The 12,708-nt window shown below is 67.7% G+C and carries 11 protein-coding genes and 1 tRNA gene; 6 read left to right on the plus strand and 6 right to left on the minus strand.

Annotation, left to right across the window (positions count from 1 at the left end; translation table 11 throughout):
* Window positions 1-23: 23 nt before the first annotated feature.
* A complete protein-coding gene (locus tag ABIB29_RS02960) occupies window positions 24-1,082 on the minus strand; it encodes a M4 family metallopeptidase (RefSeq protein WP_354169882.1) in 1,059 nt (352 codons plus the stop codon).
* Between the two features lie 213 nt (window positions 1,083-1,295).
* Between ABIB29_RS02960 and ABIB29_RS02965 the strand changes: the two genes are divergently transcribed.
* Complete coding sequence (locus tag ABIB29_RS02965) at window positions 1,296-1,748, plus strand: SRPBCC family protein (protein WP_354169884.1); 453 nt, start codon at window positions 1,296-1,298, stop codon at window positions 1,746-1,748.
* A 29-nt stretch (window positions 1,749-1,777) separates the two neighbouring features.
* Here ABIB29_RS02965 and yidC read toward each other — a convergent pair whose 3' ends face one another.
* The 5 genes from yidC to ABIB29_RS02990 form a co-directional block, all read right to left on the minus strand.
* On the minus strand, window positions 1,778-2,575 hold the full coding sequence (gene yidC, locus ABIB29_RS02970; RefSeq protein WP_354170295.1) for a membrane protein insertase YidC: 798 nt from the start codon (window positions 2,573-2,575) through the stop codon (window positions 1,778-1,780).
* A gap of 106 nt (window positions 2,576-2,681) precedes the next feature.
* Window positions 2,682-2,754, minus strand: a tRNA-Arg gene (locus tag ABIB29_RS02975).
* A 92-nt stretch (window positions 2,755-2,846) separates the two neighbouring features.
* Window positions 2,847-4,382: an FAD-dependent oxidoreductase gene (locus tag ABIB29_RS02980; protein ID WP_354169886.1), complete on the minus strand. Its 1,536-nt coding sequence runs from the start codon at window positions 4,380-4,382 to the stop codon at window positions 2,847-2,849.
* Entirely contained in the window at window positions 4,379-5,251 is an 873-nt protein-coding gene (locus ABIB29_RS02985) for an FAD:protein FMN transferase (RefSeq protein ID WP_354169888.1), read from the minus strand. The genes ABIB29_RS02980 and ABIB29_RS02985 overlap by 4 nt, the downstream gene beginning before the upstream one ends.
* A 42-nt stretch (window positions 5,252-5,293) precedes the next feature.
* Entirely contained in the window at window positions 5,294-5,728 is a 435-nt protein-coding gene (locus tag ABIB29_RS02990; RefSeq protein WP_354169889.1) for an FMN-binding protein, read from the minus strand.
* A 181-nt stretch (window positions 5,729-5,909) separates the two neighbouring features.
* Between ABIB29_RS02990 and argS the strand changes: the two genes are divergently transcribed.
* Genes argS through thrB form a run of 5 tightly spaced genes read left to right on the plus strand, consistent with a single transcriptional unit; the run spans window position 5,910 to window position 12,564 of the window.
* Window positions 5,910-7,574 carry an arginine--tRNA ligase gene (gene argS, locus ABIB29_RS02995; protein WP_354169891.1) on the plus strand — a complete coding sequence of 555 codons (1,665 nt, stop codon included), beginning with the start codon at window positions 5,910-5,912 and terminating at the stop codon, window positions 7,572-7,574.
* 5 nt (window positions 7,575-7,579) lie between these two features.
* Window positions 7,580-9,097, plus strand: coding sequence for a diaminopimelate decarboxylase family protein (locus ABIB29_RS03000; RefSeq protein ID WP_354169893.1), 1,518 nt, complete (start codon window positions 7,580-7,582; stop codon window positions 9,095-9,097).
* A complete protein-coding gene (locus ABIB29_RS03005) occupies window positions 9,098-10,468 on the plus strand; it encodes a homoserine dehydrogenase (protein ID WP_354169895.1) in 1,371 nt (456 codons plus the stop codon).
* The gene (gene thrC, locus ABIB29_RS03010; protein ID WP_354169896.1) at window positions 10,469-11,575 is read left to right on the plus strand and encodes a threonine synthase; all 1,107 of its coding nucleotides are present in this window, start codon (window positions 10,469-10,471) and stop codon (window positions 11,573-11,575) included.
* Between the two features lie 2 nt (window positions 11,576-11,577).
* Window positions 11,578-12,564, plus strand: a complete 987-nt coding sequence (gene thrB, locus ABIB29_RS03015; RefSeq protein WP_354169898.1) for a homoserine kinase — start codon at window positions 11,578-11,580, stop codon at window positions 12,562-12,564.
* The last annotated feature ends 144 nt before the right edge of the window (window positions 12,565-12,708 follow it).

The following is a 12,708-nucleotide window of genomic DNA, read 5'->3' on the forward strand; positions in this document are numbered from 1 at the left end:
CTCTCGGATCGCCGTGAGCTGGGTTACCGTCTGGCTCCAGGGAACTTTACCTTCACAGTTTCCCACGCGGACCGCACGGCGTCATGCTCTGTGGAATCCGCCCCGAAAAGCTCCTTGGCGGAGGCGGCAGTGGCCTTGGCGAACGCCCCGAAGGTGGCGGTCGGGGACAGCGTGCCGCCCGTCAGGGTCTCGTACCAGATCCGGCCGGGCGCGTCCCACGCGTTGCCGCCGAGCGCGGTGGCAACCAGGTAGAACGCCCGGTTGGGGATCCCTGAGTTGATGTGCACCCCGCCGTTGTCAGCGCTCGTGTGAACGTAGCCGTCCATGGAGTCCGGCTGCGGATCCTTGCCGAGCACGTCGTCGTTATACGCCGTCCCCGGAGCCTTCAGGGAACGCAAGGCGGTCCCCTGGACCTGATCTGTGAAGAGGCCCTCGCCGATCAGCCAACTGGCCTCCGCCGTCGACTGCTCCCGGACATGCTGCTCAACGAGCGCCCCAAAGACATCGGACATCGATTCGTTCAGCGCCCCGGCCTGGTGGCGGTAGACCAGCCCCGCGGAGTGCTGGGTGACACCGTGGGCGAGTTCGTGGCCGATCACGCTCAACGACTTCGTGAACCGCTGGAACACCTGTCCGTCGCCGTCGCCGAACACCATTTGCCGGCCGTCCCAGAATGCGTTGTCGTACAGGCGGCCGTAGTGGACCGTGGCCTCGAGGTGGAGACCGTTGCCGTCGATCGAGTTCCGGCCAAAGGCTTCTGCGTAGAGGCGGTGGGTGTGCCCCAGCCCGTCATAGGCCTCGTCGGCCGCGGGATCGCCGGTGGGCGGTTCCCCCTCTTTGCGGACCACGCTGCCGGGGAGTTGCTCGGCGAATTCGGCGTCGTAGACCGTCCGTTCCGGCGGGGACGGCTGGAGTTCCCGCATTCCCGGATGGCTGCCGGGACCGGGCAGGGCCCGCGACGCGTGGAAGCCCGGGACGTGGTGGAGGGCTTCCTTCGCCGCGCGGGCGGCGTCGGAAAGCTCCGGTTCGCGCTGGGCTGCCAGGCGGCGGAGCATGTACGGAGGGATGATGGAACAGTGCATGGTGAGACCCCTTATTGCTTCGGCGGGATCCCGTGGTGGTGCGGCGGCCGGCACCCAGTCCAGCCACCCGGCCGCCGGAACCCCGCTGCCGATGCAGACAGCCTACGAGCGGGCACCGACAATTGGCAGGGGGCCGCGCCCGCTTCCTCCTTATCCGCCGAGGACCAGGGCTGCGTGCTGGCCCGGGGTTCAAGCGCAGACGTAGAATCGGCTATGGAAAAGTTGAGGTATTCGGTAACCGTCAACGCACCCGTGCAGGACGTGTGGACCACCATGCTGGACCAGGCCTTCTACCGGGAATGGACCAAAGCCTTCGGTGAGTCCTCCTACGAGGGGGACTGGAACCAGGGCAGCGAAATCCGGTTCCTCGGGCCCGACGGCGACGGCTCCATGGGGGGATTGATCGCCACGGTTGAGGAAAACAGGCCGCACGAGTTGATCTCCCTGCGTTACGTCGGGCTGATCGTCAACGGCGAGGTCGAGGCCACCAGCGAGGCGGCGAAGGCTTTTGTGGGCGCCCATGAAAAGTATGCCTTCAGCGGGTCCGGGGGGTCAACGACGGTGGACGTGGAGCTCGACAGCGACGAGCAGTTCGTGTCCATGTTCGACGACGCGTGGCCGCCGGCGCTGGCGAAGCTCAAGGAAATCGTCGAAGCCCGGAGCTGAGCCGCCGGGTCCGCCCGCCCGGCCGCTCGTCATGGCCCCGGGTCAAGGACGAATTGCTGCACCATGGTCCACAGATTCGTGGTGGTCCAGTAGATCAGCACGCCGATGGGGAAGATGATGCCGCCCGCGCCGAAGACGGCCGGCAGCGAGTAGAGCAGCACTCTCTGCTGCCGTGCTGCGGGCCCCGCCACAGTCCCCGCGGCCATGTTCCTGGCCATGATGTGCCGCTGGGTGATGAACTGTGAGGCCGTCATGGCCAGGATCATCACCATGGACAGGATCCACACGGCCACTACGTTGCCGCCCGGGGGCGTGCCGTGGAGCACGGACGCCGCCAGTGGGGCGCCAAAGATGCTCGACTCCCCGAACTGCGCCACTTGCTCGTGGCTCATCGCGCCGATCGCCTTCCCGCTGTCGGCCGCCGTCGGGATACCGGACAACACGGTGAAGAGGGCGAGGAAGAACGGCACCTGGATCAGCAGGGGGAGGCACGCCGAGAACGGGTTGGTGCCGTGCTTCTTGTACAGGGCCATCTGTTCCTGCGCCATGGCCTGCCCGGACAGGGCGTCGGTCCGGCCCCTGTACTTGTCCTGCAGCTTCTTCAGGTCCGGCTGGAGCTGCCGCATGCGGCGCTGGGCCTTGATCTGCCTCAGGGATACGGGAATCAGGGCGGCGCGGATGACCAGCACCAGGCCGATGATGGACAGCGTCCAGGTCCAGCCGCTGGAAGCAGGCATGCCGAGGGAGCTCAGTCCGTCATGGAGTCCGACCATGATGGCCGACACCAGCCACTGGAACGGAAACAGCAGCGCCGCGCCGAAGTTCATCCGCCGCCCCCGTTCGTAGGGCCGCAACGCGGCCATTGACCCTGCACCCTGTCAGCCAACACGAAAGAACCCCCAGAATCCAGTGGATCCTAGGGGTTCTTGTGTGTGCCCTCGATTGGAATCGAACCAACGACCTTCTGCTCCGGAGGCAGACGCTCTATCCCCTGAGCTACGAGGGCAGTCAGGGTTCCTGCCGTTACCGGCGGGACGTCCTAGAGCTTAGCAGGAAGGTGGGCTCCAAGGGAAAATCGGCGCGCCCAGTCCACGGAACTCAGTAGCCCGCGAAGGAGTCCACATGGATCCGGCGCGCCCCGGCCCGGCGGGCGGCAGCCCGGAGGGGGCGGACACTCGCCGGCGAGCCCGAGACATAGACAACCCGGCGCGCGATGTCGGGGACGAGGTCCTTCAGCGTGGTGCCGTCGATCCGGACGGCGCCCGCATTCTGCATAAACGCCGGTGGCGCGGAGCCGTCGGCAAGCCGGGCGATGACCCGCACCCCGGTGCGTTCGAGTTCCCCGGCGTAGGCGAGTTCGGCGGCATTCCTGGCCAGGTACAGCAGGACCACATCCCTTTTCCCGGCGGAGCGGCCGGACAGCTGGGACAGATAGGGGGTAATGCCGATGCCGGCCGCGATCAGCAGCACGGACGCCTCCGGACTCCGCGGCAGGACGAAGTCCCCGCCCACGGCGGTGGCCGTCAGCTCGTCGCCGGGCTCCAGCGCCAGGAGCGACCACTTGGCCGTGGACCGCGGTTCGGCCGTTCCCACCCCGATGGTGAGCTCCGTCGAATCCGGGGGACTGGTCAGGCTGAACACCCGCCGCCGGCCCTTGTGGTCGGCCTTCCCGTGCGGCAGGTTCAGCTCGATGTACTGTCCCGGGGTGAAGCGGAGCGGATGCTCGGGCTGGAAGCGGAATTCCGTCGTCGTCGGCGTCAACGGACGGGAGCCCCGGAAGCGGAGCAGGACCCGGCCGCGCTGGCCGGCGGTGAACGCGAACGCGTTGCCCACGAGCAGCGCCAGCTCGGGCGAGTTGGCCACGAAACCCAGGTTGTAGGGGATGGCGAACAGCAGTCCGACGCCGCCGGCCAGCGCCAGCTGCTGCCACCGGCGCGGCGGCAGGGTGAGCGGCTCGGTCAGCATAAAGCCGACAAAAAACAGGACCGGGCGCTGGGCGATGGACTGCCACAACGCGTCGCCCGCTGCCATGCCGGCGCGGAGTAGTTCCACGGACACGATGGTCACCGCCACCACCGTGAACACGGACGCCATCAGCAGCTTCCGGACCCGGTAGAGCACCAGCAGGACCCCCGGCAGCACCAGCCACAGCATCGCAGGGGTGGCAGCCCACCAGGTGGCGATATTGAGTCCGGTCAGCCCGGTGATGAACGCGCCGGCCGCTGCCGGATTGAAGATGTGGCGGCCGCGCCAGGCGAGGGCGTACTTGGACGCCGACGCGAGCACGCAGGCGAGGGCCACACCGGCCAGGTCCAGGTACTGCAGCCCCGCCGAGAACTGCGTGGGCCAGAAGAGGAAGTAGAGCAGCAGCCCCGTGATCAGGGACGACTCAGAGTGCGGGCGCACATGGAACAGCGCGGCAATGGCACGGTTGGAAGCGTACGTCAGGCCGAGGCAGAGCGCCAGATGCGCGATCATCTCCGGAAGCCCGAACGTCAGCCAGCCAAGCACATCGAGCAGCAGGCTGTAGCCGGCGAGCACGGCCAGGACCCAGAGGACCAGCCGGTACATCGTGAACCGGCCCAGCGCCGTCTCCAGCCGTGAACTGGCGGGCGTGGAGATGGTGGCGGTCATAAAAACAACACCCCTTCAAAATCGGCCGAATATTCCGCGTGGCCGTCCGAGTGGACGGTCAGCCAGGAACAATCGAACTCCTCCCGCAGGCGGGACCCCTCAACGAAAAACAGTGCGGTTGCCAGCGCGTCGGCCACCATGGCGCTCGCCGCCATCGCCCAGCTGGCGACGACGGTGCGCACCGGCGCTCCGGTTGTGCCGTCCAGCACGTGGTGCAGCCCGTCACCCCAGGCGCGCCGGTTGGCGGCGGAAGCGCAGAGCGCCCCGGCCCCGAGGCTGACGATGCCAATGGCCCGGGCCGGATCGTAAGGATGCTCCAGGCCCACCTGAACCGGCACGGAACCCGCGTTGACCAGGTCGCCGCTCGCGTCGATGACGTGCTCGCTGATGCCACTCTCACGCAGTGCGGCGGACAGCAGGTCCGCCAGCTGGCCCTTTCCGGCGGCGCCGACGTCGATCACCACCGGGGTACGGGTGGTCAGCACAGTGCCCTGCCAGTCGAGCACCTCGTCCCAGGGCGGGGCGGGCAGCGGCGGGCCGCCGGGGCGAAGGGAGTGGCTGGCGCCATAGCCGAGCTGTTCGAGGCTGCCGCCGATCAACGGCGTCATGGCCCCGCCGCTGAGCCGGTACAGCTTTTCGTAGAGCGGACCCAGGGCAGCGGCCCCGGCCGGCAGGGTGTAGCGTCCGGGCTGCCGCGCGGCGCCCGCGATAACGGAGTCCGGCCGGAAACGGGACCATGCGGCGTCGTAGTCCTCGACGGTGTCCAGCAGGCGGCGGCGCAACGCGCCGGAGAGCGGGGACGGTGTTGAGATGTCCCAACCCGTACCAATCCCATCGAAACTGAAATCCGTCCAGCCCGGATGCGGCACGTTTCCTCCTGCGGCTACTGGCTGCCTACGACGTGCTGTTTACTACTGGGCCTCGGACTTGATCTTTTCCACAGCCTGGTTGAAGCCGCCGCTCGTCAGCGACGAACCGGCCACCTTGGAGACCTTGATCTCGTTGAGGTTCTTCCCGACGATCTGGGACTGGATGCCGCCGGCGAATTCGCCCTGGAACTTCCTGGTGTTGGGGTTGGACGGATGCTGGGTGATCTGGACGTCGGACACGGCGCCGCCGGCCAGGGTCAGGGTCACCCCCACCGTCTCGGTGCCGTTCGGCGAGACGTAGTTGCCGTCCGCGCTGTAGGTCCCGTCCTTGTAGCTGGCGGCACCCGCGGCGGCTGATGGCGCATCGGGCGTTCCCTGGCTGCCGGTGGCCTGCCCGGGCGCGCAGCCTGCCGCGGAGCCGGCCAGGGACAGTCCGGCGATGCCGACGAAGACGCTTTTCCGGAAGGAGGTAGTCATGCGGCGGCTCATTTCTCTGGCGACGATCGGGGGAGGGACGGGAGGCGGTGACCCGCGAGCGGCGGCCCGCCGCGGACACCAATGACAACGTATGAATCAGCGTAGTGGTTCACTTTGTGATCCGGCGGTCACGTCAGGCACCAAATTCCGCGACACTGCAGGCCACCGGTAGGCTGGAACCGTGACCCCTGAAGAACTCTCCCTCGCCATATCCGCCTGCCTGAAGGACGCCGTCGCCGCCGGTGAAATCGCCCTCCCCGCCTCCGAGGTCCCGGATGCGGTGCGCGTTGAGCGTCCGAAGAACCGGGACCACGGCGACTGGGCCACCAACATCGCCCTTCAGCTGGCCAAAACGGCCGGCACCAACCCCCGGGAGTTCGCCTCCGTGCTGAGTGCCCGGCTGAAGTCCATCGACGCGGTCTCCGCCGTCGACATCGCCGGACCGGGGTTCCTGAACATCACCGTGGACGCTGCCGCCGCCGGCGCCCTGGCCAAGGCCATTGTCGAGGCCGGTCCGGACTACGGCACCAACACCGCGCTCGCAGGCCACACGGTCAACATGGAATTCGTCTCCGCCAACCCCACCGGCCCGCTGCACATCGGCCACACCCGCTGGGCGGCCCTGGGCGACGCGATCGCCCGCGTCCTCCGGGCCTCCGGCGCCGAGGTCACGGCCGAGTACTACATTAATGACGCCGGGTCGCAGATGAACGTCTTCGCCCACTCGGTGCTCTCCCGGCTGCACGGCCGCGGTGTCCCGGAGGGTGGCTACCCGGGCGAGTACATCGCCGATCTTGGCCACGAGGTGCTGACCCAGCACCCGGACATCCGCGAACTGACCGACGTCGCCGCGCTGCCGGTGATCCGCGGCGCGGCGTACAAGGCGCAGCTGCACGACATCAAGCGCACCCTGGCCGAGTTCGGCGTCGCGTTCGATGTCTACTTCTCCGAGCAGGAACTCCACGACGCCGGCGCGATCGAGGACGCCGTCGCGCGGCTCCGGGAACAGGGCCACGTGTACGACGACGGCGGCGCGGTCTGGCTGCGCACCACGGACTTCGGTGATGACAAGGACCGGGTGATGATCCGCGCGAACGGCGAGCCGACGTACTTCGCCGCCGACGCCGCCTACTACCTGTCCAAGAAGGACCGCGGGTACACCGAGAAGATTTACCTGCTCGGGGCGGACCATCACGGCTACATCAACCGGCTCAAGGCCATTGCGGCGGCCGCCGGGGACGATCCCGAGGTCAATATTGAGGTCCTGATCGGACAGCTGGTCTCCGTCAACGGCGCCAAGCTCTCCAAGCGTGCCGGAAACATCATCGAACTCAAGGACCTCATCTCCTGGCTGGGCAAGGACGCGGTCCGCTACTCGCTGGCACGTTTCCCGGCCGATTCGCCGCTGACCCTGGACCCGGAACTGTTGAAGAAGCACAGCAACGAGAACCCGGTGTTTTACGTCCAGTACGCGCACGCCCGTTCCCGCGGCACGGCCCGCAACGCCGTAGCCGCCGGGGTGCAGCGCCGTGTGGACGGCAAAGACTGCTTCGAGGCGTCCCTGCTCGAGCATGCGACCGAGAATGAGCTGCTGTCCTATCTCGGCAGCTACCCCTCGATCGTGGCCAAGGCGGCCGAACTGCGCGAGCCGCACCGGGTGGCCCGCCACCTCGAGGTCATCGCCGGCGCCTACCACCGCTGGTACGACGCCTGCCGTGTGGCGCCGCAGGGCGACGAGCCGATCACCGATCTCAACCGCACCCGGCTCTGGCTCAACGACGCCACGAGCCAGGTGCTGGCCAACGGACTGGAACTGCTGGGCGTCTCGGCGCCGGAACGGATGTAACTGCCATGACCACTAACCCGTCCGCCACCGCCGGCGCAGCCTCCCCGCTCGCGCCGGAATGGCTGCAGGTCCCCGCTGACCTCAATGCCCTGCACGAGCCGCTGTGGGCCAGCGGGGTCAGCCGGAACGATGCCGGCGAACTCGCCATAGACGGCATCCCCGCCAGCGAGCTCCAGCGCCAGTTCGGCACACCCTTGTTTGTGATGAGCGAGAACGACTTCCGGGCCCGGGCCCGGGCCTTTTCCGACGCGTTCAACGACGCCTTCGCCGACATCTGCGGGGGAGTGGACGTCTACTACGCCGGCAAGTCCTTCCTGTGCACGGCGGTGGTCCGCTGGGTGGAGGAAGAGGGGCTGCGGCTGGACACGGCCTCCGGCGGGGAACTCGCCGTCGCCGCCCGCGCCGGGATCCCCGGCGCCGACGTCGCGCTCCACGGCAACAACAAGTCCGACGGCGAGATCCACCGCGCCCTCGACATGCAGCTGGGCCGGATCGTGGTCGACAGCCTCGCCGAGCTCGAACGTGTCGCCAGGATTGCCGAGGCCCGCGGCGAAACCGCGAAGGTCATGCTGCGGCTGACCCCGGGCGTGCACGCCCACACTCACGAATTCATCGCCACGGCCCACGAGGACCAGAAGTTCGGCCTCTCCATGGCCGGGGACTCCACCGAGCAGGCCGGCCTCTCCGCGGCCGAGGAAGCCGTGGCCGCCGCGTCGGGCTACCCCAGCATCGAGCTGCTGGGCCTGCACTGCCACATCGGGTCGCAGATCTTCGAGCCGGACGGCTTCGCCCTGGCAGCGGAGAAGCTGCTGGACTTCCTCGCCGCGATGCAGACCAAGTACTCGATCGTGCTCCCCGAACTGGACCTCGGCGGCGGCTACGGCATCGCCTACACGCCCGTGGACACCCCGCGCCCGGCTGCCGAAATCGCCCAGGCGATGGCCGCCGTCGTCCGCGCCAAATGCGCCGAGCTGGGGATCACCGCCCCGCGGATCTCGATCGAACCGGGCCGTGCGATCGTCGGCAGCAGCACCTTCACGCTCTATGAAGTGGGCACGCTGAAGACCGTCCGGGTCGATGCCCCGACAACCGGTGCCGGCGATTCCGGAGAACCCGGCGAAGCCGGTAAACCCGCCACGCCAAGCGAAAACGTTACGTACCCGCGCCGGTATGTGTCGGTGGACGGCGGGATGAGCGATAACCCGCGTCCGGTGCTGTACGACGCGGATTACTCGGCCATTCTGGCCTCCCGCACGTCGGATGCGGCCCCGCAGCTGTCCCGAGTAGTGGGCAAACATTGCGAGAGCGGCGACATAGTTGTTAGAGATGTATATCTGCCCGAGGACGTGGCAGCCGGTGATCTGCTCGCTGTACCGGGGACCGGCGCCTACTGCTGGGCCCTGTCAAGCAACTACAACTATCTGGCCCGGCCGGGCGTTGTCGCTGTGCGCGACGGATCTGTCCGGCTCATTGTCCGCGGGGAAACCGAAGAAGATCTGCTCAACCGCGACATGGGAGTCTGAATGACCGAATTGCGAACCCTGAAAGTAGCCCTGCTGGGCTGTGGCAACGTCGGGGCCCAGGTTGCGCGGATTCTCCTTGACGACGCCGACATGCTGGCGTCGCGCGCCGGCGCCCGCCTGGAGCTGGTCGGCATTGCCGTGCGCAACCTCGACGCCCCCCGCGAAGTCGAGCTCCCCCGCGGGCTGTTCACCACCGATGCCGAGGCCCTGGTCAAGGACGCCGATCTGGTGATCGAGCTGATGGGCGGGATCGAACCGGCCCGGACCCTGATCCTGACCGCCATGCGCAACGGCGCCTGCGTGGTCACCGGCAACAAAGCGCTCGTTGCCAAGGACGGCCCCACCCTCCACGAGGAAGCGGACAAGGCCGGCGTGCAGCTTTCCTACGAGGCCGCCGTCGCCGGCGCGATCCCCATCCTGCGGCCCATCCGGGACAGCCTTTCCGGCGACCGGATCACCCGGGTGCTCGGCATCGTCAATGGCACCACCAACTTCATCCTGGACCAGATGGATTCCACCGGGGCCCAGTTCGCCGACGCCCTGGCCGAGGCCCAGCGCCTGGGCTACGCGGAGGCCGACCCCACCGCCGACATCGAGGGCCACGACGCCGCCTCCAAGGCCGCGATCCTTGCCTCGCTGTCCTTCCACACCCGTTTCTCGCTGGACGACGTGTACTGCGAGGGCATCAGCTCCGTGACAGCCGCCGACATCGCTGCCGCGAAAGACGCCGGCTTCGTCATCAAGCTGCTGGCAATCGCCGAGAAGCTGGGGACCGCAGGCCGGGAAACAGGCTTGGGGACAGGCTTGGGGTCAGGCACGGAAACAGACGCCGACGGGACCACCGGTGTGTCCGTCCGTGTGCACCCGACGCTGCTGCCGCGCGAACACCCGCTGGCAGCGGTACGCGGGGCGTTCAACGCCGTCTTCATCGAAGCCGAAAACGCCGGCGAGCTGATGTTCTACGGCCAGGGCGCCGGCGGCAAGCCCACCGCCTCTGCCGTGATGGGCGACCTCATTTCCGCGGCCCGCAGCATCGTCCTGGGCGGCCCCGGCCGCGCCGAGACCACGACCGGCCAGGTGTCCGCGCTTCCCATCACCGCTGCGGTCACCAGCTACTACATCGGACTCGACGTCGCGGACCAGCCCGGTGTGCTGGCCAGGATCGCCCAGCTCTTCGCGGAGCACGGCGTCTCCATTGAAATCATGCGGCAGACCATCCACCGCGATGCTGACTCGAATATCGAATCGGCAGAACTCCGGATCGTGACCCACCGCGCAAGCGAGGCTGCACTGGCAGCCACCGTCGAGGCCGTCAAGGGCCTGGACGTTATCAATTCCGTTACATCCGTACTGCGGGTAGAAGGAGTCTAAGTGGCTCACCAATGGCGCGGCGTCATCCGCGAATACGCTGACCGACTGCCCGTTACCGAGGCGACCAAGGTCATCACCCTCGGGGAGGGCGGCACCCCTCTCGTATACGCGCAGCAGCTTTCCGCGCTCACCGGCAGCGATGTCTACCTCAAGGTCGAGGGCATGAACCCGACCGGGTCCTTCAAGGACCGCGGCATGACCATGGCCATGACGGCTGCGGTTGCCGCCGGAGCAAAGGCCGTGGTGTGCGCCTCCACCGGAAACACCTCCGCGTCCGCCGCCGCGTATGCCACTGCCGCCGGCCTGAGGTGCGTGGTGCTGGTGCCCGAAGGCAAGATCTCGATGGGCAAGCTGAGCCAGGCGATCGCGCACGGCGCAACCCTGCTCCAGGTCGACGGCAACTTCGACGACTGCCTCGACATTGCCCGCAAGCTGGGGGAGTCCTACCCGGTGTTCCTGGTCAACTCGGTCAACCCGGCCCGGATCGAGGGCCAGAAGACCGGCGCCTTCGAAGTGGTCGACTGGCTCGGTGACGCTCCGGACTTCCATGTGCTGCCGGTGGGCAACGCAGGCAACATCACCGCGTACTGGAAGGGCTACAAGGAGTACTCCGCGCCGTTCGAATCCGCCACCGCCGGGACTCTCGCCGCCGTCTCCACCAGGACCCCGGTCATGTGGGGCTTCCAGGCCGCCGGCGCCGCACCGTTCGTCGCCGGCCACCCGATCACGGAACCGGACACAATCGCTACCGCCATCCGGATCGGCAACCCCGCGTCCTGGGACACCGCCATCGCCGCACGCGACGAGTCCGGCGGCGTGATCGAAGCCGTGACGGATGAGGAAATCCTCTCCGCCCACCGCTGGCTGTCCGCCCGCGAAGGCGTCTTCGTCGAGCCGGGTTCTGCTGCCGGCGTCGCCGGCCTGATCAAGAAGCACGCAGCCGGGGAAGTGCCGACCGGCAAGACCATCGTCATCACGGTCACCGGCCACGGCCTCAAGGACCCGCAGTGGGCGCTCCGCACCGAGGACGGCAGCGAAGTGCAGCCCGTCAAGGTCTCGAACGACGTGGTCACCGTGGCCACGGCCCTGGGACTGGAAGAAAAGTAACCGTGGAAACCACCCTCACCATCCCGGCCGAGTCAGCCGCCGACACGCCGGCGGTTCCGGCCGGGCAGCTCGTGACGGTCCGAGTGCCGGCCACGAGCGCGAACCTCGGCCCCGGGTATGACAGCCTCGGCCTGGCGCTGGCGCTGTTCGACACGCTGACGGTGGAAACCCTGGACAGCGGCGAGCTGGAATTCGAGCTCAGCGGTGAAGGGGCGGACTCCCTGCCCCGGGACGCCACCCACCTGGTGGTCAGGGCCATCACGGAGGCCCTGCACCGCCTCGGCTTCCGGCACGACGGCCTGCGGATCACGGCTGACAACATCAATCCGCACGGCCGCGGCCTGGGCTCTTCCGCCTGTGCCGTCGTGGCCGCGGTAACCGCCGCCAATGCCCTCGTTCCGGAGGCATCCCGCCGGGGCAGGGACTGGGTCCTGCAGCTCACAAGTGAGATGGAAGGACACCCTGACAACGTCGCACCCGCAATTTTCGGCGGACTGGCGCTGTCATGGCAGGACAGTGACCAGTACAGCAGCACCTGCGCGACGGTCGCCTCGGCGGTCGTTCCGGTGGTTGCCGTGCCGGACTTTGAGTTGTCCACCGAAGCCGCACGTGCGCTGCTGCCTGCCTCGGTGGGCCACCACGCCGCGGCCATGAATTCCGGACGTGCGGCCCTGCTGATCCACGCCCTGACGCAAAAACCCGAACTCCTGCTGGCGGGCACCGAGGACTACCTGCACCAGAGTTACCGTGCGGACGCCATGCGGCCCAGCGCGGACCTGATCGCCGCCCTGCGGCAGGCGGGTTTTGCCGCCGTCGTCTCCGGCGCCGGCCCCACAGTGCTGGTCCTGGCCAACGGGGAGGCCCAGGCCGATGCCGCCGTCGAGTTCATCGGCGACTTCACGACCGGCAACACGCCGGACGTGGGCTGGCGTGTGATGAAGCTGGCTGTGGACGTCGAAGGTGCTAAAGTGGAAGTGCACCGGCGGTAACCACGCAGGCAGTAAGTTTACTTGTAGTAAGTCACTTACTGTTCAAAAGACCGCGATGTTGGCCTAGTTGCCTCTCTCATCTTTCACTGCGCAATATTTTTCGGTGCCACCTGCTTTTGGTCTGACGCAGGAATCCGCAGAAAC

This window comes from Arthrobacter sp. UYEF36 (assembly GCF_040547025.1).
Classification (GTDB): Bacteria; Actinomycetota; Actinomycetes; order Actinomycetales; family Micrococcaceae; genus Arthrobacter.

Coding starts and splice junctions, on each gene's coding strand:
- ABIB29_RS02960 (WP_354169882.1), bottom strand. CDS start 1,082: ATGCACTGTTCCATCATCCCTCCGTACATGCTCCGCCGCCTGGCAGCC.
- ABIB29_RS02965 (WP_354169884.1), top strand. CDS start 1,296: ATGGAAAAGTTGAGGTATTCGGTAACCGTCAACGCACCCGTGCAGGAC.
- yidC (WP_354170295.1), bottom strand. CDS start 2,575: ATGAACTTCGGCGCGGCGCTGCTGTTTCCGTTCCAGTGGCTGGTGTCG.
- ABIB29_RS02980 (WP_354169886.1), bottom strand. CDS start 4,382: ATGACCGCCACCATCTCCACGCCCGCCAGTTCACGGCTGGAGACGGCG.
- ABIB29_RS02990 (WP_354169889.1), bottom strand. CDS start 5,728: ATGACTACCTCCTTCCGGAAAAGCGTCTTCGTCGGCATCGCCGGACTG.
- ABIB29_RS03000 (WP_354169893.1), top strand. CDS start 7,580: ATGACCACTAACCCGTCCGCCACCGCCGGCGCAGCCTCCCCGCTCGCG.
- ABIB29_RS03005 (WP_354169895.1), top strand. CDS start 9,098: ATGACCGAATTGCGAACCCTGAAAGTAGCCCTGCTGGGCTGTGGCAAC.